The organism is Candidatus Omnitrophota bacterium, from assembly GCA_028715415.1.
In the GTDB taxonomy this organism is placed as follows: domain Bacteria; phylum Omnitrophota; class Gorgyraeia; order Gygaellales; family Profunditerraquicolaceae; genus JAQURX01.
The window spans coordinates 25,459-48,083 of record JAQURX010000014.1 but is presented as its reverse complement, the minus strand read 5'-3'; the positions used below and the strand labels follow the sequence as shown (position 1 = coordinate 48,083).

Annotated in this window: 17 protein-coding genes and 1 riboswitch; of the genes, 1 reads left to right on the top strand and 16 read right to left on the bottom strand. The window is 38.5% G+C overall.

The window, feature by feature from the left end:
- Window positions 1-132: 132 nt before the first annotated feature.
- From PHO70_07040 to PHO70_06965, 16 genes are all read right to left on the bottom strand, one after another.
- Window positions 133-786 carry a hypothetical protein gene (locus PHO70_07040; GenBank protein MDD5432719.1) on the bottom strand — a complete coding sequence of 218 codons (654 nt, stop codon included), beginning with the start codon at window positions 784-786 and terminating at the stop codon, window positions 133-135.
- Window positions 787-817: 31 nt separating this feature from the next.
- Window positions 818-1,174: a hypothetical protein gene (locus tag PHO70_07035; GenBank protein ID MDD5432718.1), complete on the bottom strand. Its 357-nt coding sequence runs from the start codon at window positions 1,172-1,174 to the stop codon at window positions 818-820.
- 70 nt (window positions 1,175-1,244) lie between these two features.
- Entirely contained in the window at window positions 1,245-1,679 is a 435-nt protein-coding gene (locus PHO70_07030; protein ID MDD5432717.1) for a nucleoside deaminase, read from the bottom strand.
- A gap of 19 nt (window positions 1,680-1,698) precedes the next feature.
- Window positions 1,699-2,964 carry a 3-deoxy-D-manno-octulosonic acid transferase gene (locus tag PHO70_07025; GenBank protein ID MDD5432716.1) on the bottom strand — a complete coding sequence of 422 codons (1,266 nt, stop codon included), beginning with the start codon at window positions 2,962-2,964 and terminating at the stop codon, window positions 1,699-1,701.
- Between the two features lie 28 nt (window positions 2,965-2,992).
- Window positions 2,993-3,862 carry a tyrosine recombinase XerC gene (xerC, locus tag PHO70_07020; GenBank protein MDD5432715.1) on the bottom strand — a complete coding sequence of 290 codons (870 nt, stop codon included), beginning with the start codon at window positions 3,860-3,862 and terminating at the stop codon, window positions 2,993-2,995.
- Window positions 3,862-5,847 (bottom strand): type I DNA topoisomerase, encoded by a 1,986-nt coding sequence (topA, locus tag PHO70_07015; GenBank protein ID MDD5432714.1) that lies wholly within the window; start codon window positions 5,845-5,847, stop codon window positions 3,862-3,864. The genes xerC and topA overlap by 1 nt, the downstream gene beginning before the upstream one ends.
- On the bottom strand, window positions 5,837-6,946 hold the full coding sequence (gene dprA / locus PHO70_07010; protein ID MDD5432713.1) for a DNA-processing protein DprA: 1,110 nt from the start codon (window positions 6,944-6,946) through the stop codon (window positions 5,837-5,839). Before dprA ends, topA begins: the two co-directional genes overlap by 11 nt.
- 1 nt (window position 6,947) lies before the next feature.
- On the bottom strand, window positions 6,948-8,012 hold the full coding sequence (locus PHO70_07005) for a tetratricopeptide repeat protein (protein MDD5432712.1): 1,065 nt from the start codon (window positions 8,010-8,012) through the stop codon (window positions 6,948-6,950).
- Window positions 7,993-8,538 (bottom strand): tetratricopeptide repeat protein, encoded by a 546-nt coding sequence (locus PHO70_07000; GenBank protein MDD5432711.1) that lies wholly within the window; start codon window positions 8,536-8,538, stop codon window positions 7,993-7,995. Before PHO70_07000 ends, PHO70_07005 begins: the two co-directional genes overlap by 20 nt.
- The gene (locus tag PHO70_06995) at window positions 8,538-9,044 is read right to left on the bottom strand and encodes a shikimate kinase (GenBank protein ID MDD5432710.1); all 507 of its coding nucleotides are present in this window, start codon (window positions 9,042-9,044) and stop codon (window positions 8,538-8,540) included. The genes PHO70_07000 and PHO70_06995 overlap by 1 nt, the downstream gene beginning before the upstream one ends.
- Before the next feature lie 43 nt (window positions 9,045-9,087).
- Window positions 9,088-9,339 (bottom strand): SpoVG family protein, encoded by a 252-nt coding sequence (locus tag PHO70_06990; protein ID MDD5432709.1) that lies wholly within the window; start codon window positions 9,337-9,339, stop codon window positions 9,088-9,090.
- Window positions 9,340-9,393: 54 nt separating this feature from the next.
- A complete protein-coding gene (locus tag PHO70_06985) occupies window positions 9,394-10,434 on the bottom strand; it encodes a chorismate synthase (protein ID MDD5432708.1) in 1,041 nt (346 codons plus the stop codon).
- A gap of 87 nt (window positions 10,435-10,521) precedes the next feature.
- The gene (locus tag PHO70_06980; protein MDD5432707.1) at window positions 10,522-16,383 is read right to left on the bottom strand and encodes a filamentous hemagglutinin N-terminal domain-containing protein; all 5,862 of its coding nucleotides are present in this window, start codon (window positions 16,381-16,383) and stop codon (window positions 10,522-10,524) included.
- Window positions 16,384-16,539: 156 nt separating this feature from the next.
- A riboswitch (cyclic di-GMP riboswitch) is annotated at window positions 16,540-16,634 on the bottom strand.
- 76 nt (window positions 16,635-16,710) lie between these two features.
- A complete protein-coding gene (locus PHO70_06975; GenBank protein MDD5432706.1) occupies window positions 16,711-19,338 on the bottom strand; it encodes a ShlB/FhaC/HecB family hemolysin secretion/activation protein in 2,628 nt (875 codons plus the stop codon).
- 2 nt (window positions 19,339-19,340) lie between these two features.
- Window positions 19,341-19,919, bottom strand: a complete 579-nt coding sequence (locus PHO70_06970; protein ID MDD5432705.1) for a thermonuclease family protein — start codon at window positions 19,917-19,919, stop codon at window positions 19,341-19,343.
- A 10-nt stretch (window positions 19,920-19,929) separates the two neighbouring features.
- A complete protein-coding gene (locus tag PHO70_06965; protein MDD5432704.1) occupies window positions 19,930-20,481 on the bottom strand; it encodes a DUF3786 domain-containing protein in 552 nt (183 codons plus the stop codon).
- A gap of 260 nt (window positions 20,482-20,741) precedes the next feature.
- Here PHO70_06965 and PHO70_06960 point away from each other — a divergent pair, with 260 nt between their 5' ends.
- Window positions 20,742-22,625: a DEAD/DEAH box helicase gene (locus PHO70_06960; protein MDD5432703.1), complete on the top strand. Its 1,884-nt coding sequence runs from the start codon at window positions 20,742-20,744 to the stop codon at window positions 22,623-22,625.

The following is a 22,625-nucleotide window of genomic DNA, read 5'->3' as shown; positions in this document are numbered from 1 at the left end:
TACAATCCTACTGGCGAAATCCCCGAAGGGGATAAACCGCAGCCGACGGCAAAAATTTTTGAGTGCACGGAAGCGAAAACCATAAAGCAAAGTCTAATTTGAACGAGAAAAGACGGCAGATTCATTAGAGAGCTAACCTAATTCTGACTCTAATTTCTTAATGAGAGCCTCTGCTTCTTTGATTATCGGGCTGGGCAAAAGCTTAGACATTTCAACTTCCTGTTTTAACGCTTTCAAAGTCCCTAGGAATCTTCTTATCGTCGCAAATCTTCTCTTTTCATAGGCTTCTTCCGGCTCAAGTTCCTGCCTCTGCCTAATCATTGCGGTTAAATCCTTTTTTACTTCTCTAACGTCTTTACCTTTTTCAAAAATATCTTTCTTTAGATTATTGTAATCTTCCTCATCAATAGTTTTTTTGTTTTTCGCCGTACGCAAAAGGTCAACGGATTCATAGCTCGGGAGCTGTGCAGCATTGGCAGTTTCAGAGAATTCTTTCTGCAGATACCCGGGCTCTTCCTTCTCTAGAAAATAATATGATTTTAAAAGCTTCATCGCGGTTTGTTTCCTGATACCAATTTCCTTTACAGTATAAATATCAAATTCTGTATAACCCCAATCTTTATACAATTTATCTTTCCAAACAGAATAAAGGGAGCGCCCCAAATCAAGCCATGAAGTCTTAAAGCTCTTGGCGCTCTCTAAAACATGGTATCTTAAAGAGTTCTGATCTAAATTTTCCATTTTCTGTTCCAAATTCTCAAGTGATTTAGTTTTTATAGCATTCATAATACACTTCCTTTCTCCAAAGCTTTACTTTCTATTTACTTTTCCCCCGGACAGGTATCCCCTGCGCCCTTAATTCATCTGTTTTTTCTTTTGAACATTTCATGCATAAAAATACCGGCTTTGACTGGCTCTTATCGTACCCAGCTGTCTTTACCAGCCTCCAAAGATGCGAGTTTACTCCGCACTTATCGCACTTCCCCTCCTTAATATGCCATACTTCTATTGCCTGAGAAGTAAAAATAAACTTATCCACCCAGAAGAATATTGCTCCACCAATTAAATTAGCGATAACAGTTGAATAAAGGCTCGTCCCCATCTGTTTTACAACTAACCAAAGGATTGGGGTACTTAATTGCCAACGGATTAAATATAAAATAAATCTTTTCATTTTTTATCTCCAATGTTATTTTTTTAGAAGTGTATTATTCGTCCCTGCGGGCTTAAAACAAGATTTACACCTATAACTTCCCGATATCTTCATCCCAAAGCTTAGGATTATCTTTGATAAAATCGCGCATCAACTGCTTACACTCTTCAATGTTTAAATCAATAACCTCTACTCCCTTTGATTCCATAAATTCTCTTGCCCCGGGAAAAGTCTCTGACTCACCGACGATTACTTCTTTAATCCCAAATTGCACAACTGCTCCGGCGCATAAATAACAAGGCATAAGAGTTGAATACAAAACAACCTCTTTGTAATTTCCAACTCTTCCTGCGTTACGCAGGCAATCAATTTCCGCGTGTAAAATCTGGTCTTTCTCCTGCACGCGTTTATTATGCCCCCTTCCGATAACTTTTCCGTTTTTCACAAGCACTGAACCGATAGGGATACCGCCCTGGCTTAACCCAATCTTCGCTTCCTTAATTGCCTCAAGCATAAATTTATCCATTAGTATTTATACCCGTTTTTTATAATTCGTTCTTTATTAATTCCAATGTCCTCGCTGTTGCACCCTGATTTTCTAAAACCAAACTCTTAGCCTTAATTCCAAGTTCATTAGCAAACGCATTGTCTTTAAGGAGCTTTTTAACAATTACATTTAATTCCTGCGGGTCGTTAACTAAAACAGCGGCTTTATTATCTAAAAATAAATCTTTGATATCGCGGAAGTTAAACATATGAGCCCCGAAGATTATTGGTTTTCCAAAAATTGCCGGCTCCAAAATATTGTGCCCGCCTTTTTTCACTAAACTCCCCCCGACAAAAACGATATCCGCAAGAGCATAAAATTCAAGCAATCTCCCGATGATATCAAGGATAAATACCGGTTTTGCAACACAGGAGCACTCAGGAAAAACCTCCTTAGAGAATAAAACGCTTCTTAAGCCGGATTTTGAAACAAGCTTACCAACCTCTTCTGCGCGATTAGGGTGGCGGGGAGCAATAAGCAACTTAAGGTTGGGAAAATCGTGTAACAAGTTTTTGTATACCCCTATAATCTGCTCTTCCTCCTGCGGGTGCGTTGAACCGCATACAAATAGCTTATCATCTTCTTTAAGCCCTAATTTTAATTTTATCTCCACATCTTTTTTCCCATGGCTCAAAGAATTAATTGCGTCAAACTTAAGATTCCCGGAAACCATTATCTTTTCTTTCCTAGCTCCCAGCTCTGCAAAACGCTTAGCATCGTTTTTTGTCTGCGCACAGATAAGGGTAATCTTATTTAAAATTGGTTTTAATAAATATTTAATAGCGCGGTACTTTTTAAAAGATTTATCGGAAATCCTCCCGTTAATAGTAATTATCGGGATATTTTTCTTATGAAGGCAGGTAAACAGATTAGGCCAAATCTCGGTTTCTGCGACGATAAAAACAGAAGGATTAATTCTTTCTACAACGCTTTTAATAATAAAACTGAAATCCAAAGGCAGGTATGTCAACAAATCGCCTTGCCTAATTATTTCCTGGGCGATTTTATTTCCGGTTGCGGTTACAGTTGAGAAAACAATTTTCTTGCCCGGATAATTCTTCCTTAAGCCTTCAACCAAACCTCTTACGGCGATTGCTTCGCCAACACTTACAGCATGAACCCAAATAGGCCTATCTAAATTAAGGCTCTTAGGCAATATCCCGAATCTGCGGGAAAATCCTTTATGGAATTTACCTTTGAGCAGATAAAACGGAAGAAAAAAAATAACAAAAATTAATGAAATTAAATCGTAGATAATAAACATTTTAATATTCTTATGTTAATTCAACCATTTAAGCATGAGGATGAGCTTTATCATAAACATTTTTCAATCTTTCCGTAGTAAGATGCGTATAAATCTGGGTCGTGGAAAGATTGGCGTGCCCCAAAAGCTCCTGCACTGTACGCAAGTCTGCACCGCGGTTTAATAGATGCGTTGCGAAAGAATGCCTGAATGTATGCGGCGAAACTCCTTGTTTTATACCGGCGCGTAAAATATATTTATGTACGATATCCCTTAAGCCGCGTGTTGTAAGACGGCTTCCGTTTTTATTAAGAAAAAGTGTATCGGTTTGCTTTTTTCTTTTTTCCAGATATTTCCTGATTGTTATAATTGCCGTTTCTCCTATCGGGACAATACGTTCTTTTCTCCCTTTTCCAAGGACTTTTACAATCCCGCTGATAAAATCTACATCCTGCTGGTTAAGCCCGGCAAGCTCCGAGATCCTAATCCCCGTAGAATAAAACGTCTCTAAAATAGCCCTGTCACGCAGGCTCAATTCGTCTTTTTCATCCTTAGGAAACGCTGACTCAATTAACCCCTTCACCTCTTCTTCGGTCATAAAAGAAGGCAGATGCTTGTCTAATTTGGGGCTTGAGAGAGCTAAAATCGGGTTTGTCTTTAGATAAGCTTCTCTTACTAAGAATTTAAAGAAACTGCGCAGGCTGGACAACCTTCTTCCAACCGTCCGGCTGCTTAATTTCTTTTCTTTTAAAACAGCCAGATATCTTCTTAAGGCAAGATAATCTATTTTTTCTAATTCAAGGTCGCCGACAAATAATTTAAAATTTTCCAAATCCAAATTATAATTTAAAATAGTATGTTTTGAATAATTCTTCTCAATTTCCAGGTAACGGATGAACTTTTCAATGTGCTTTTGCATTACTCTTCTTTAGTTTCCGGCAGTGTCCGCGAAGTAAATGTGCATTTAGGGAAATTTGAACAGCCATAGAAAAATCCGCGCGTTGAATGCCGCTCAATTAATTCTCCCCCGCAATCTGGCGCAGGACATTTAACTTTAGTGGTAATTGACTTGGAGAATTTGCAATCCGGGAATCCTGAACAACTTAAGAATTTCCCACGCCTGCCCCATTTCACAACCATCGGCTTACCGCATTTTTCACAAACTTCATCTGTTGTAATAACTTCCTTTTTAATATGCTCCTGTGCATAATCAAGCTTTTCCTTAAATGGTGCGTAAAATTCCTGCAGAACCTTTACTTTGTCAAATTTGCCTTCTTCAATCTCATCCAATTCCTCTTCCATAAGCGCGGTAAATTTCACATCTATTATTTTTGGAAAATACTCAACCAATAGGTCGCAAACTTTAAACCCTAATTCCGTAGGAGAAAAATAACCTTTAAGCCTACGAACATAATCACGCAAAATAAGCGTTTGGATAATCGGAGCATAAGTTGAAGGCCTTCCAATCCCTTCTTCTTCCAGCGCTTTTACCAAAGAACTATCGGAATACCTCGGCGGCGGCTTGGTAAAATGCTGAGAAGGGTTAATCCCTGCCAATTCCAGATAATCGCCTTTTACTAAAACAGGAATCTTGTTTTTCTTCTTCTCCTCATCGCCTTTTTCTTCAGAATCTTCCTCGTCTTCCTTTTTATACATAGCCATAAAACCATCAAAAACCAAATCGCTTCCGGAAGCAGTAAATAAATATTTATCCGCCTCAATATCAACACTGATAACAGCATATTCCGCCGGAGTCATCTGGCTGGAGACAAAACGATTATAAATTAACTCATACAATTTAAATTGTTCAGGAGTTAGAAATTCTTTTAAGCTTTCAGCTGAGCTTTTCACCATCGTTGGCCTGATAGCTTCATGGGCTTCCTGCGCTAATTTTTTAACTTTATAGACATTGGGGCTTTCAGGAAGGTATTCCTTTCCAAATTGCTTACTTATAAAATTCCTGACCTCGGTTATTGCTTCGGGAGCAACCCGCGGCGAATCCGTACGCATATAAGTAATCAAGCCAACAGGATTTTCCTTGCCTATATTTATACCTTCATATAATTGCTGGGCAATAATCATCGTCTTGGTGGCATTATACTTTAATTTGTTAAATGCTTCCTGTTGAAGAGTGCTGGTAATAAAAGGAGGGGATGCAAATCTTCTTTTTTTGGTATTCTTTACATCAGAGACGATGAATTTCTTTTCTTTTAACTCGTTAACAATTGCTTCTGCCGATTCCTTAGCCTTAATTTCGGCTTTTTTACCTTCAATCTTATCCAGCTTTGCGCTAAAAGCATCACCGGATTTCTTTAAAAGCGCTTCAATCTCCCAATATTCAGCGGGAATAAATTTTTCAATCTCTCTTTCTCTGTCCACTATCAATTTCAAAGCAACAGACTGCACCCTTCCTGCGCTTAAGCCGCGCGCAAGCTTCTTCCATAATAAAGGGCTTAAGAAATAGCCTACAATCCTGTCCAATATCCTACGGCCATTTTGCGCCTCAATCATATTTAGGTCAAATTCTCTGGGGTGTTTGAATGCGGCGTTAACAGCTTCTGATGTAATTTCATGGAAAACAACCCTTAAAACCTTTTTTTTCTTAAAAAGATTCTCTTTAAGCTGCCAGCCGATTGCCTCTCCTTCCCTATCAGGGTCGGTTGCCATAAAGATATTGTCTTTATCCTTTGCCTCTTTTTTTAAAGTATCCAGGAGCTTCTTTCTCCCGGGAATAACTACGTATTCCGCCTCAAAGTTATTCTCAATATCTACCCCAAGCTTCTTTTTAGGTAAATCAATAATATGCCCCATAGAAGAAACCACGGAAAAATTCTTACCGAGGATCTTGCTTATAGTCTTTGCTTTTGTTGGCGACTCTACAATGACTAAACTTTTATCTTTCATTACCGCTCCTTACAAATTGCTTTCCAGGTAGTTGCTTAATTAATTTCATCAATTGTAACTTCAAAATTATACCAGATATCTTTGAAATATCCAAGCTCGTCTTTTCTACGAGAGTATCTAAATGCGTAGATTCATCGGAAATTAAACTATAAACATCCGACTCCTCTTTACTATTTAAAGATACTACCTCTTTCCTTAATAAAGGTTTTTCTTGTTTCTTGCAGGAGATAACCGGCATACCGAATTCTTCCACAATATCATCCACGCAAGTTACAAGCTTTGCTCCTTGTTTTATCAATTCATTTGTTCCGGAAGATTTAACTGAATCAACCCTCCCGGGCAAAGCAAAAACTTCTCTTCCTTGTTCCAAAGCAAAATCCGCAGTAATAAGCGCTCCACTATTCCTGGCTGCTTCAACAACCAATACACCTAAAGATAAACCACTGATAATCCGGTTCCTCCGGGGGAAATTCTGCTTAAAAGGCTTCGTATTAATTGGGAATTCCGAAATTACCGCTCCATTCTTAGCAATCTCCTCAGCTAAATCTATATTTTGTTGAGGATATATATTATTAAAACCGCTTCCCATTATCGCCAGGGTGCGGCCGCCTGCCCTCAAGGCTCCTTTATGAGCATAAGTATCAATGCCTTTCGCCAAACCGGAAACAATTGTAAATCCTCTTTCCGCTAAAGCGCTGGAAAATTCTTTAGCACTCTCAAGGCCATAGAACGAAGCCAATCGCGAACCAACAATGCTGATACTTAACCTGTCTTCAGCAATTAAGCTTCCTTTATAATAAAGCACAAGCGGCGAACCAGGGATATTCCTTAAGCTCTCAGGATAATCAAGGCAGCCTAAAGTTACGATCTTTAAACCAAGCTTACTGGCTAAAGTAAGTTCTCTATCCAGATTTTCCGTATTAAAAGAAGTGATTTCTCCGGATATTTTTTCGCCTATTCCGGGCACTAACATCAGCTTTTCTTTGCTAGCCCCAAAAATATTCTCCGGCTTACCGAATAAATCAAGAAGCCTTTCTAAGCGCTGGCTCCCGATATCGGAAACCATATTTAGAGAAATAAGTGCCTCAAGGCTATTCATTTTATTTCTTTTGTCCGGATAATTGTATAAGCGTTAAGAGAAACTCCGAATCAGCGGCACTGCCTAATTTTTCAGCCATATGTACATCTTTCCAGGCCGAGGTATATCTTTGTTTTACAAAATAGGCATGGGCGCGGTTAAGGTATGCTTTTGAATAAAGCGGATTGATTTCAATTGCCTTGCTATAATCGGAGATAGCTAAATCAATATTTCCCCGGGAATAATATGCGTTTCCACGATTATTTAAAGCTAAATAAAAATCCGGGTTTAATTCCACTGCCTTATTGTAAGAAGAAATTGCCAATGCGATTTTTCCTAAATCAAAATAGACTACCCCTCTGTTGTTATAGGCTTCAGCATAATTTCGGTCAAACAAAATTGCCTTATCATAATCGCTAAGAGCCCTATTTAAATCACCGCTTTCCTGATAAGCCAAGCCTCTATTGTAATAGGCTTTAATAAATCCATGCTCAAGCTTTATGGCTTTGCTGAATTCCGAAATTGCCTCCTTAAAATCTCCCTTAGCCTTTAATGAAAGCCCCAGATTATAATGGGCGTTTGCCACCTTCGGGTTAATTTGTATCGCCTTATTGTAATCAGCAATAGCCTGGTTCAAATCTCCTTTATCCTTGAAAGCTACTCCGCGGTTAGAATAAGCCTCGGCATAAGCAGGATCAATTTCAATTATTCTATTGTAGTCAACTATTGCCTGCTCAGGGCTAGCCCTTTCTTCATAAGCAAGCCTGCGGTTATATAAAGCATCAGTATATTCCGGATTAATCTCCAACGCTTTTGAATATTTGATGATGGCATCGTCGAGTCTTCCTTTTCTATGATATGCCAGGCCAAGGTTATAATAAAGCGAGGCGTCGCGAGGACTTAAAGCTATAGCCTTAATAAATTCATCAGAGGCCTCATCGTATTTTGCCTCATCAAGATAATCAAGGCCTTTCTTAAAAAGCTGGTAAACTTCTTCCTGAGCAAAACAAACAAATGATCTTGAAAAAAATAAAATAAATAACCCTAAAATAACAAAAGAGGAAATTTTATTTCTTCTGAGTGTCATCTTTCCTTTCAAGGACCTTTTTTAACTCTGAGACAAAAGCCGGATTAACCGTATATCCTAAATTTTGCGCTTTAAGCACATCTTGCCATGCTAATTCATATTTTGCGCTGTAGAAATAGGCGATTGCGCGTTCATAATACGTTTCTCCTAAATCTATACTTAAATCAATTTTTTTTGTTAAACCGTCAATAGTCGGATTGGAGTAACGTTTCCTGTCTTGAAAACCAGAGGAAAGGCCTGGATTTAATGCTACTGCCCTGTTATATTCTTCAATCGCCTGGTTTAAGTCTCCTTTTTCTTTTAAGGCTTTCCCTCTTTCGGCATATGCCGCGGCTAACTTAGGATCCAAAGCAGCTGCCTTACTAAAATATGAAGCTGCCTCACTGGTATTCCCGTTCTTGGCAGCATCCATCCCTTTTTTCACGTAGTCCTCTGCAGACTGGCAAAAACCATCAAGAGAAAATAAACCTAATGCCAATATTATACCTACTATAAGAATTATGAATTTAGAAAAATCCTTAACCATTATTTTCTCCCAATCAATTTAATAATTTTATTAACAACCTCTTTAATTGATAATCTTGAAGTATCAATTGTCTTATCTGCCTTACAATAATAAGGAGCGCGTAATTTTAATAGTAAATCAATTTGTTTTTTGGGGTCTTTAACGTTAAGTAACGGCCGATGCGCACACCCAGAGGTTCTTTTTAATATTGCTTCCGGAGAAGCAGACAGGCAAACCATAAATCCGGTTTCCTTCATTATTTTGATATTTTCTTCGTTTATTACAATTCCTCCTCCGCAGGCAACAACAAATTTCTTCTCCTTGCTAACTTCTTTTAATGTTTCTTTTTCTATTTTACGAAAATATGCCTCGCCTTCCTTAGTAAAAATATCCGAGATCCTGCGTTTTTCTTTTAGTTCAATTAAATCATCGAGGTCAACAAATTGCCAACCTTTCCTTTCCGCAAGCTCCTTGCCTACGGAAGACTTGCCTGTTGCCATAAAACCAACTAAATAAATATTTTTCATGCTTTTTAGGGACACATCCTTATTTAGGATGTGTCCCTAATCCCTATTCTTTGTACGCCGCTAAAACCAGTTCGCTTAACTCTTGATGCATCTCTTTTGAAACCGGATAAACGGTATTATACCATTTTCCGTCTTTGCCTTGGCGGCGCGGCATACTGACAAACAAACCGTTTACTCCATCAACGATCCGTAAGCCTTTAACCACTATACCGCCCAAAGAGATATCCACAAATGCTTTAGTCTTTGACTCTCCATCAAGCTTATGGATACGGCTAACCTGAATCTCACTATCCATCTTCACCCCCTCCTATTGCAATAGACGAAAGAAGTGGTAAAATCTAACACAAATTTATCGTATTCTTTTTAAGTAATCTTTATAAGCTTTCTTTATATCGTCTATATTATCCGCGCCAAACTTCTCCAACAAAGCATCCGCTAAGACAAACGCCATGCCGGATTCCGCGATAACTGCAGCTGATTCAACTGCACAAATATCAGAACGCTCAACCGTTGCTTTAGCTTTCTTTTTTGAATTTATATTAACCGAATCTAAAGGCTTAAGTAAAGTTGCAATCGGTTTCATGCAAGCGTGTAAAACAATCTCTTCTCCGTTAGAAATCCCGCCTTCAATACCGCCGGCATTATTTGTTTTGCGCGAATATCCGCTATTTTTAGAGTAATAGATCGCATCATGGCATTGCGAACCAAAACGATGCGCAAAACCAAACCCTAACCCAAAACCAATTGCTTTAATCCCGGGAATTGAGATTATGTTTTGAGCCAATCTTCCGTCCAAACGTTTATCCGCTGAAGTATAGCTACCTAACCCCGCAGGGACTCCATCTGCCGTAACTTCAAATATTCCGCCTACAGTATCTTTATTTTCCTGTGCTTTCATTATCTGTTTCATCATTGACTGCGGAGAACATTCTCCGCCAATCAACATAACATTACTAGAAATATCAATTTTAAACTCAGCTAATAATATTTTGCAGACTGCTCCTACTGCAACCCTTGCTGCAGTCTCCCTCGCTGAAGCACGCTCTAAAACATTACGCACATCTTTAAAGCCGTATTTTAAAACTCCGGCTAAATCTGCATGTCCCGGACGAGGACAAGCAACATCAGGTAATTTTTCTATACTAAAATCTCTATTCTCGATACATAGGCCAATTGGACTTCCCAAAGTTTTTCCATGTCTGACACCAGAAATCAACTGCGCTGCATCTTTTTCAATCTGCATACGTTTTCCACGGCCATAGCCCTGTTGCCTACGCCTTAATTCATAATTTACCTTACCTATATCCAGCTTAAGCCCTGCCGGAATATTTTCTAAAATCGCAAGAAGAGCCTTCCCGTGTGATTCACCTGCGGTTGAATATTTTAACATACATTCCTCCAACTTATATCTTGTTGATAATTATCTCTTTACCTATATATATTAACAAAAATTATTTATTTAGCCATAAATTATTTTCTATTTGTAGCCATATATATAGTTATAAATAAAAGAAAGAGGCGCAATATATTCTATTATTGGCTGAGGCATTATGGAACTACCTCTAAACAAAACACTCTCTCCTTGTGATTCAGAGCCTGATCCATTAACAGTTACCAGATTAGAAGAAGCAGTAGAAGTAAGCCCGGATGCTGTGCCTTTTAAAGTAATATTACCCGCTGTAAACACGGATACATTATTAAAAGTCGCTAAGCCATTTACTGCGGACTTCATAGTTGAGCCATTTAATAAGCCAGAACTCGCAGTAATTGCAATATTATCACTATCCGTTGTTCTATTGCCATAGCTATCAGTAATTTCTATAGAAAATGCCGGTAAGGTTGTACCGCTGGTAACTGACTGAGTTGGCTGAGTTGCCCAAACTAATTGATTCTTTACCCCTACTGAAACAACAACACTTAGCTTATATGCATCCTGGCTTGTGCTGATTACTCCATCGGTTACAGCAAGAGAAGCAGTTTCCGCCTTGTATAATTTTACAGTTGAAGAACCAACTCCATTAGCAAATGTTACAACTGTTGTTGAGCCAAAATTTGTATCAGAGCTGCTCTTGTTTGTTGCAGTCGGGCTTGTAACAGGGCTAGGTGAACTATTGGCACCTGAGAAGATTAGATTCTTATCTCCGGAATATGAAGTAGAGATATTGCCATTTCCATCATAAGCAGTAATCGTAATTATCTGAGAGCCCCCTGCTGTCATTGTGCCTGTGCCGGTAATTTTAAGATATCCCGGGAATATCCAATTAGCGTTATTCCCTGCGTCTGTAGAATTTGTTGCAGTTAAAAGTTTACCTGAAGCTTCAGAAGAATAACTAACACTTACGTAACTGACAGAACTTGTAGGCGCATCTATATACCAAGTAGTATTGCTTGCTGAAGGAGCCAGGGTTAAAAGATTTCCTGCGGACCCTGCAATATTAAATGTCGTGCTTATTGTATGCGGGCTTGCAGAAGAAGCTGCGGCAAAACTTAATTTCTTAACTCCGGCTGTTGCATTTAATGTTGCTACCTGCAATCTATCAGCAAATGCAACGCCGACAGTTGAGGTGTTAGTGATGGTTAGAATATTAAAACTTGAGCCGTTTGAGGTAACGGTCTGCAGGGCGGTACCGTTAAGAGTAACAGTATTATTACTATGTGTAAAGGTGCCTCCGCTATTATTCCAATTACCCGTTACATTAATTGCCAAACCGCCAGAATCAAAAATACCTGCTTGAATAGTTAAATTACCACCCACACTTAAAGCGTTAGTAGAGACACTAACTGTACCGCTTGAGTTAATAATTAAATTACCAATACCGGCCGAAGCATTAATTGTTTTACCAGCACCTGTCATAGTTAAAGTGTTATTAGTCGGAGTAGTAAATGTACCGGTAATCGTAACACTACCACTTGAATTAATAATAGACCCAGAGTTATTAACATAATTTCCGCCACTAGATATAAAGTCACCGCAAATAATTGTGCCACCTGATTGGACTGTTCCCCCTAGCAAAGAAAAAGTGTTTGTTCCGGCATCGATTATTCCTCCAGAAGTAAGAATAGTGCCAGAATTAATTGTAATTGTATTCTGAACAGTTAAGGTATAACTGCCTGTATTTACAGAACCTCCATTAAGAGTAATTACAGAAGCAAATGTGCAATTACCAGTTAAAATTGCCCCTTCGCTTGAAGCAGGAGTAAATGCCGGATTATATTTAATATTATTCAAATTAATAATCCTGCTATTAAAAGTAAGGCCATTACCAGAGAAATTCCTTAACGCGCCAGTTGCTCCTACTAAAGATGTTCTAGCATTACTAACATCAACTACCCTAACTATACCCGAATTAGTAAAATCGCCCGTAAATGTCATTGTCGAAGTAGCGGCCCCTGCAGTAAGTATTAATACTCCTTCGCTATTTACTGTGGTAGTACCTACAACTGTAAGATTCTTTGAGTTAGTATCCAACGAACAGCTTGTGCCGCCTGTACCCTGGCCTATTACTAATGTGCCGCCTATTGATAAGTTATTGGTAGATATCGAAACGCTTGCTCCGTTATTAATCTGTAAATTTCCAATACCTACTGAAGCATTAAGCGTTGTTCCTGCTCCGGTCATAGTTAAGGTGTTATTGGCAGGAGTAGAGAATGTGCCTGATATAGCGACATTACCTGAAGCATTAATAGCACTACCCGCATTATTTGCAAATGTGCCTGAAGAAGTAAAAGCACCGCAAGTAATTGTACCTGCTGAAGTAACTCCTGTGCCGCCTGAATTAGTAAAGCTATTAGATCCTAAAGCAATAGATCCGCCGCTTGTGATGGTTACTATGCCAGTTGTGACAAGAAGATTTCCGGTCATGGTTAAGGTTTGTGCGCCGACATTCAATGTGGCAGTAGCACCGTTTAAGGTTATCCCTGCTAACGTAGCGCTACCAGCTAATGTTATAGCTGAAGAACCAGTTAGAGTCTGGGCGGTAGTTAAACTTATATTATTCAAAGTTACCTGCTTATTATTATCAAGGCCTGTAATAGTCTCGGGTATTGTTCTTAAGCCGCCGTATCCAACTATAGAAATAGTATTTGTGCTGTTGTATAGTTGGACATGAGGAGTGCCATGCACAGAAATAAAGACCATATCATTACCTATAGTAAGAGTAGAAGGCGCGCTTGCCGCGTTAAGGCGTATAATACCATCCCAATTCAAGGTAATCGTGCCATAAACAGTCAAATTCTTGGAATTTGTATCAATATAAGTATTGGCATCCTCATCCTCAAAGAGTAGATCGCCATTACAAATTAAATCGTTAGTAACAATGGTTAAAGAATTAGAACTTCTATCGTTACAATTAACATGTAAATTATATATTGCCTGGGAAGCATTGATAGTTTGTGTTGTTGATTTCATATATATAGTAGAATTCCCCGCCGACCAACCGGAGCTTGTAATAACAACATTGCCAAGTATATTAAGAGTAGCATTGCCTGTACAGGTAAAAATCCCAGTATTTGTAACACTAAAATCCGTAACTCTCAAGGTACCTGTTGTGCCGATAGTAACAGTGCCTCCTGTTCCTACGGTTAAATCATAACTAGCACAGTCTAAATAGCCTGTCCCTATGGCGATGGTCCCGGCTGTAACTGAAAGGTCGGCTCCTAATGTCCAAGTAAGAGCGTTTAAATCAAGTGTACCTGCGGTCATAGTAAGGGTGCCTCCGGTAGACTGAGTAAGACTATTCGTAACAAGCTTTACTCCTGCACCGGTATTATTAATGATAATATTATAGAAGGTTTTAGTTGCTGCAGTAGTGCCACCTGAATTAATCTGCTGCGGATTAACAGCGTTTGTGCCGTTAAAAGTCACTGTGCTGGTACCGCGTGTAAAGACGCCATTTGCCCCTACAGTCCAATTACCGCCAACGCTTATCGGACGCCCTGCAGGAGAAAGTGCTCCAGAACCAGTTAAGGTAAGATCGTTTGTTACAGCAAGCGATGATCCAGCTGCCATTGATACCGTCTGGGTGTATAAGTCTCCAATGGTAAACGACAAGCAAACAGCAGTAGTGTCAATTGAACATGCGTTATTTCTGGTGGAAGAAAAATACACATCATCGGCACTGGTAGGCACGCCTGCACCACCAGCTCCTCCATCAGTAGCAGACCAATTAAGAGTATTATTCCATGAGGTAGAAGTTGTTCCTAACCAATAACGAGGAGCATCCCAGTTGTAGCTATTAGCATCGTGGTCAAGGGATGTACCTAAAATAAGCCTTGGATCAAGGTTATAGGAATCTTCAGCTCTTACATATGAAAGCTCATGGGCACCTTGTGGGTCTATAAACCACCTGACGCCATCTTCTGAAGACTTGAGGTGTATGTAAGATATAGTGCCGTCATCTTCCAGCTTGCCACTAAAATGAAAAACTCCAGTAATGGTATAAGTTTTCCCTGCTTCAAAATAGATTTCTTTATTTGGAATGGTACATTCAAGACTAGAGAAAGTAATATTCCCGTATAACTGGATAGAATCCGTTCCAATTAGGCGGACTACTTCGGCTTTAAGGGTGAGATTTGTATCGTGGTTATATATAATTGCGCCAAAGCCATCCGGGGGGCCTCTTAACATGACACTTGTCCCAATGCCTGAACTTTCCAAAATTTCAATTGCGCCATGTAATCTCTCTAAGTAAATTAAAGGAGATTTAATATTAAGAGGTGTTTCAATTGAGCCGAATTTTTGAGCAATAACTCTTACCTCTGGAGCTTGAATAATAACTCCGGGGGTTGAATTAACTGAATTATCTGATTTTAATGTAACATCATTGCTCTTTAGATAGGTTACCTTAACATCTTCTCCTTCTAAGGTCGCTAAATCATCGGTAGTACTAAAGCTTGTAATATTAAAATCTCCGATATTCTTATAGAAGGTAACTGAAGAAGAAATAGTGTTAACAAAAAGGCTGTTTCCAATAAATTCCGCTTGGGCAACATTGATTACTACACCTTCAAGGAACTTTATTGCCCCATTTATTGCCTCAATAACTAGAGAGCCTAAAGGATTAAACCTTAAAACATCTCCTCTTGTCGTAGTAATCGCTCCATCACTGCTTGAGTCAAATTCAAAATCTCCTACTGTATGGATATAATGCGGCTTACCGGAAATACTACTCGGAGCTCTAAGAGTTCCTATCTTAATTGCGCCTAAATCTGTTTTAATTTTATTTAAGGTCATTACCCCAGAGCCATCAATATAAACATCGCCAGAATCTTTAGCATAAATTTCCCCGGTTGACTGCGTAAATTCTCCTACACCATCCCCATCATAATCCGCAAATAAATGCAAATCTCCCGAATCATTAGTTATATTAGCATCAACCAATAAATCTTTATCTGAATTTATTTCAGCAGTAGCCGCGGAAATATTTAATTCAGCGCTAACGTTAACAAATTTTTCGGAAGATACTTTTATCTCTCCTTTATCTGCAGTAAGGCTTCCAGAAAGTTTAATCTTTTCATTGGAAACTATTCTTATTATGCCATTCTCATTAACAAGGCCATTTGCTTTTATAATACCAGTTTGGTTAACTGCGTTCTCAAAAATATCACTGGCGGTTTTTGCGCTCATATATACCTGTGCACCTTCAACCGTTCCTGAGTTTGCTACTGCATCCTTTAAAGCAACACCATTGGAATCATAAACCTTGCCGCTTGTCTTTTCATTAATCTCAACCTGGATCAAACCGCGATTATCAATTGTAATGGTTGTTTTGTCTCCTGATGCTAAATGAGCAGTGCCAGCTTTAGCAAGGATTACTCCGGTATTCTTAACAGCGCTTGCTACAAGTGCGATATTATTTCCTTCAATAATTCCTTCATTGATTATACGGGCATAAGCAGCGTTTTCTCTGTGGTTGAAAATATAATTTCCATTGATAAAATTATTTGTTGATATTTCAAGCGTTGAGGCAATTAATGAATTAACCTGCACATTTGCCTGAGGGCCAAAATTAAATCCGTTTGGGTTGGTTAAAAAAAGAATCCCGTTTGCGGTAAGTGAGCCGTTAATATTGCTGGCGCCTGCCCCTAAAACTCTACCTAAAACTGTTGAAGAAGAATTCGGCTGGTAAAAATTTACTGTTTCGTTTTGGCCAATATTAAAAGTATTAAAATTGATGATTGATTTATCGCTTGCGGTAATGTTTAGGGTTGTGGCATTGGGCTGATCAAAGACAACACTCCCTGATTCCACAACTTGGCCTTCAGGGAGTGCAAAAAGCGGGAGAGAAACAAAATGTATTATCACAAAAATCAATATAATTATGGTTAAATTTTTTTTCATTTCTCTATAGACCCATTTTGCGCTAAATATTCTTAAATGCTTAGGAATCAATAAGTTTTAGCCCTTCTAAAATAAAAAACCCACGTTTATTCTACCTAAGAGAACTAACGGGGGTTTGAATGAATAACTTGCTTCCACCAAATTATTTTTTTGTATTTCGGCAGCTGGCAATCATCTCTACGGAACCCCGCTAGAATTAGATCCTAATAGCTTTGCGCCCTATCTTTTCAGATAGTTTGCCTTTTTCAAAATCAACTTAACATATTGAAAGAACGTATGTTACTATAATAAAAGTATACAACAATTTAATAACAAAATCAACTTTTTCTAGAACTCTGACTGGAAGGTTAAGTGGAATGTAGATGGCCCGGAGCTGGAAGTTGGCCGGTCACCAATGCGCCTAGCCCATTCAAGCCTAGCAAATAAAGTGTTTAAAAGATGAATCCTTAAACCTCCCCCCACGCCAACTAAGAACCTCTTATATTTTTCTCCCGGGATAACTTTTTTTAGCTGGCCGCCTCCCATGTCAATAAAAACCACAGGTTCAATCTGGCGCTGTAAGGGCAGATCGGAATACTTCAATTTCCAATCTTTAGGAATTAAATAATTTGGAAAAACCCAATCAAAATTTAAATTGCCTCCGATATCCGCCAGATAATCACCTTCCGGATAACCGCGCACAGAATTAGCGCCACCTAACTGAAATTGCTCTACAGATGGCAATGTATGGCTGGGGATCTGAAACTGTGAACGTAACAAGCAATAACTTCCGAATGGCAGCTTTTGAATACGGCTTATGCTTTGCTCATATTTAAAAAAGAACCCGCCTGTCCCGGCACGGCTTGAAGTAGGATGATTTCTATGGGATGCTCCCAAGAAACTACTTGTGCTAAAATTAAATTTCGGATTAAAACTAGTTTGCCCTCCTCCTCCAAAAGCATCTGTCTTAGAGAAATTAAAACCAAAAAAAGGTGTACGTAATTGGTCGCTGGCAGTAATTACTCCCAGCGTGTGCTTTTTAATACTCTTAAAATCCATACCTAAGTTAAGATAAGATTCGAAATTATCTTTTAAAGCAAGTTCCCAGTTAATATGGGGAGTATAAATCTGAGAGTTGCCTGTTATGTCAAAAGATTTATATTCTTTCCATAACTTCATATCAAAGTATGTAAAATCAATACCGAATTTTGTGCCATAAGTGCCAATTGGATGATTATAACTAAACGACTCGCCAAATGTCCGCGAATTAAAAAGATTGCTCCAATATAAGGAATCCCCTGCCCCTGAAACATTTGTACTGCGCAAGGAAAATAACCCTCTATATTTTCCCGTTAAACGCGTTCCCTGGTTATCAGAACTAATTCCAAAATGCCAGGGGAATTTATCTTTTATTTTAAGAGTTATATCTGAGGCGAGAGCCTCTTTCCCGGGTGAAATTATTGTCTTAACTTCCAGATCCGAATTTCGGTTTAACCTTAAGGCGTCCCTTTGAAGCTTATTAATATTTAGAATTTCATTTTTTTTTACGTGAAAATATTTTTCTATTAATTCAGAAGAAAACCATTTGTTCCCTTCAATGGTTAAGTGCCCCATTCTTCCTTCTGCAACCCTTATTTCAATCCTGCCTTCTTTTATATCCTGCTCAGGAAGATAAACTGTAGTAGTAAGATAACCTTCTTTCTTATACTTTGCTTTTATTTTTTCAATGATAAATTCTATATCTTTAAAATTAACTTTTTTATTTATGAATTGCTGATAAATGGGGCGGAAATCTTCCGGCTTAAATATTGTAGCTCCGGTAATTACCACATCTTTTAATTCAAAAGAAACAGCTTCGCTTACAGTCGGCTTCTCTACTTTTGGTTCTTCAATTTCTATTTTTGGAGCCTTGGTTTCTTTTCTCTCAACTCTTTCTTTTTGCAGCTGGATATCTGATTTAAAACGTTCACCTTGTGCTCCAACATCCTGGCCGGGAGGAGGAGTTTGTGCAAATAATGCCGGAGATACAGAAAAAAGGAATAAGAAAAAAATCAAAAAAAGCCTAATCAATTTCTGATTATTGTTTTTTATATTCTCTTTTAAGAAAGTAGCGAGTTTTTGTTTTTCATCATCAGCTATAAAACTAAAAAACCCTGCGAATTTATACTTCCAGCGGGTAATCTCACATGAATCAACCATTTCAACCTCGCGGATCTTCTCTAGCCTTACTATCTGCACTACTGTATTGATAATTAGCTTTTTTAAAGCAAGCTTGCAAGCTATTGTAGTATAAAGAGTTTGGTCAATCGGAAGATACAAATCTCCTACAAAAGCCAATCCCCCTAAACCAATATTCTTTATTTTAGCGGAAAACATATTTTTTCCTAGGAAATATGCCATATCCAAATCAACATCTAACCTCTTAAACTTCCTGCGTCCTCTTCCCTCATAACCTTTTACCTGTACATAAGAATCAGCGATATTCTCTTTTAATAGATCAATTCCATCCACCTTAGAAACAATCTTATTTAGCTCCTCACCAAAATATTTATTGATTGAGCGCCTTATCTGGCTATAAGTAGAAATAGCGGCAATAATTTCACATTTTGTAATCTGTTTAAGCATATCAATTACACCATCGTTCAAAGGGTCTGCCATTACCACAGTTAGGCAATTCATCTTCTTATAAACCGGCAAGAGAGAATAAATATTTATAAATTGAAGAGGGATACTTTTTAAGACTTCATCTGGTATGCTATAATTGTCTAATTCTATATACGCAAAATCATATTGGACTGCCAAACAATTCGCAATATCTTCCTCTTTAGTAAAACCCAATGAAATAAGGCTCTGGCTCAAATACCCGCCATTCTCTTTCTGGAATTGAAGTGCTTTATCAAGCTGTTGAGGCGTGATAGCGTGCCGTTCAAGCAACAATTCTCCAATCATCTTTGTTGATATTCTTCGAAACCCCACTTCTAACGCCCTCCCCAAAGCCCTCTTCGGTTTTCCCGCGCTTCCTGGTATAATTTCACAAACAAATCCGCGTATTTCACATTCGGAGGATAAGTCATTAAAGAAGCATAGCCTTCTTTGACAATCTCCGCGTTAACAAAAACATTACTATCCTTTAAATATACATATGCTAACAAGCGCTTATACCGGTCATGCCTTTCAACATCAAATTCAAGGCTTACGCGCTTGCCTTCAACTAGATTTTTTGTAAATTCAAATGAGCGCATCCCTAATTTCTTTATTGTTGAAGCATCTTGTTCTGAACGCTGGGCATCTTTATATAATTTCTTTGATTCATGTATTTCAGGAGTATCAATGCCGATTAACCGCACCCGCTCTCCGTTTGCAAGCACCAAAGTATCTCCATCTACAACTCTTGTCACAAGAATATCAGAGTAGTTATAATCTTCCCCCAGCTGCATGGTAAATTTACCTTTTTCGGAATCATAAACCAAGCCTTCTTTATCTTTATCGCAAGAACTAAAACCAAAACTAAATAAACAAACCACTAAGAAAATCACGATCTTTAAATAATTTCTCATACTTCTCCTTTTAAATTGAGCTTGCCACAATGCCAGCTAATACCACAATATCTTCAGTAGGGAATATTTTAATCACACTTCTATCAAAATAGATATTCGCATCAGGCCCAAATTCATCATCCCCTCCCCAAACTTTAACTAAAACAGGGACATCTTCAAAGGCATTTACGACGATACCCATCTCCGCTTCTTCAGCTTTTTTAGCCGGAAGTTTTTCAATCGCCGATAAAATACCTTTGGGGTTTGAGCCATATTTTCTCACTATCGGGTCAATGGAGCGTTTTTTAAAAGCGGGATAATATCCTTCTATGCCTGAGAGCTCTCTAAAAGTCAGCCATTCGCCTGTTACTCTCGGCAAGCCCTTAATTTTTTGCTCCAAATAATGCAGGATTAAAATTGCGGAAAAGTCTTTTGCGGGGACGTTGCAGGATAAAGACAAGACTTTTTTATTTAAAAAATCAACGGAATATTCATCAGCTAAGAATTTTACCGCAGTTTGCTTATCCTTCGTCAATTGGGATAACTCATCCCAAGCTTTATTTAAAGCCACTTCATAACCCATAGGTTAATTTTACTATTTTTATTAGATAAATCAACTCTTTTAGAATATAATAAGTGAGGCCACAACTTACGGAACGAAGTAAAGTAAAAGGTAATTTGTGCGTGTAAACTCTCCCTGATATTTTTTGAACCAGGGAATGTTTTGAAATTAACCCACATTTAAAAAATATCAGGGATTAATTCGCAGACGCCCTAAGGGGCTACAACTTACGTCGCTATTTGACGTAAGAAGCTGCTCCGTAAGTTGTCTGCTCATTGAACATGATCTACGACCGTTTTCAACAAGAAGCAATAGACCATATAAATAATGGGCATTCTGTAATTGTAAGCGCCCCCACCGGAGCAGGAAAAACCGCGATTGCCGAACATGTAATCCTTTCTTCTCTGGAGAATAAAGTCGGAGTAATTTATACTGCTCCAATCAAAGCGCTCTCCAATCAAAAATTCCGTGATTTTCAGAATCAATTTAAAGAAAATATCGGCATCCTAACCGGAGACGTATCAATTAACCCTGAAGCGCCGGTTTTAATAATGACTACGGAGATATTCCGTAACAAAATTCTTGATGATTTGGGTAGTTTAGATAAATATTCGTGGATAATATTTGATGAGATCCATTACATTGATAATCCTGAACGTGGCACTGTCTGGGAGGAATCCCTGATCTTCCTTCCTAAACACATGAACCTGCTCGGGCTTTCCGCAACCATCCCAAATTTAAAACAGCTTGCCAGTTGGATTGAATCAATCCACAATAAACCCGTGCAGATTGTAACTGAAGAAAAGCGCCCTGTGCCTTTACACTTCTTCTTTCAATGCCAGAATGAAATTATTGATAATGCCGACCGGCTTAAAAGATTAAAATTTGGCGGGAGATTCAACAAACTAACAACCCTGATTAATTACCTGCGCCAGAAAGAAGGCCTTCCGGCAATATATTTTGTCTTTGGGAGAAGAAGGGCTGAAGATCTCGCCTCTGAATTACTTAACTACAACTTTCTTGATGGAAGAGAAAAAACGCAAATAATGGATTTATTTGATTCGCTTTGCGAAAGATTTGATTTAAAACATGAGCGCTCTGCACATGAAATGCTCCCGCTTATTCAAAAAGGAATCGCTTTTCACCATGCAGGCATGCTTCCAACGCTTAAAGAAGTCATTGAAAGGCTTTTTACCAGCCGCCTTATAAAAGTAATTTTTACTACAGAAACTTTTGCGCTTGGCATAAATATGCCCAGCCGCTCGGTTTGTTTTGACGATCTAAGAAAATTCTACGGGCATTTTGTTAGAAACCTAAAAACACGCGACTTCTATCAGATGGCTGGACGCGCTGGAAGGCGCGGGATTGATAAAGAAGGCTTTGTTTATACGCGGGTAAATCTAAATAAAATTAACAGTGACGACGTAAAGCGTATTATTTTTGGAAAACCAGAGGAGATCAGAAGCCAGCTAAATACCTCATATGCAACAATCCTTAATCTCTACGAAAAATATAAAGAAGATCTTTTTAAGGTTTACCCGTTATCTCTCCATTATTACCAATCGCGAAAAAACGACCAGCGGGAAGCTCTGCGCCTTTTGGAAGCAAAATTAAAACTTTTAAAAGAAATGAACTACATTTCCAACTCAACTTTAACCCAAAAAGGCCAATTTGCCAAGACAGTGCACGGATACGAATTAATCCTTTCTGAACTTTATGATGAAAATATATTAGAGCAATTAGATGAATTTGGATTAGGCGTTGTTGCTGCTGCCTGTGTATTTGAGCCGAGAAAAAACCAACGCATGCCGCTGGGGATTTCAAAAGCAAGCCGCAACATAAAAAGAGTTTGTGAAGATGTATTTGATAAAATTAAGCATAAAGAAGAACGGTATAAAATTTACCCTTTTAGCAAAATCCCCTATTTTCATTTAAGCCCGGTAATGGAAGCCTGGCTAAGAGGGACAACTTTTGATAAAATCTTAAGGCTCACCGATACAGACGAAGGCGAAGTAGTGCGCTATTTCCGTATGAGTATCCAAATATTAAGGGAAGTTAGCGACGCACCGGTTGCCTCCCGCATTTTAAAAGAAAAAATCAGAGAAACTATCCGGGTAATTAAACGCGATGTGGTTGACGCGGAAAAACAGTTACGGGAAGGTTAA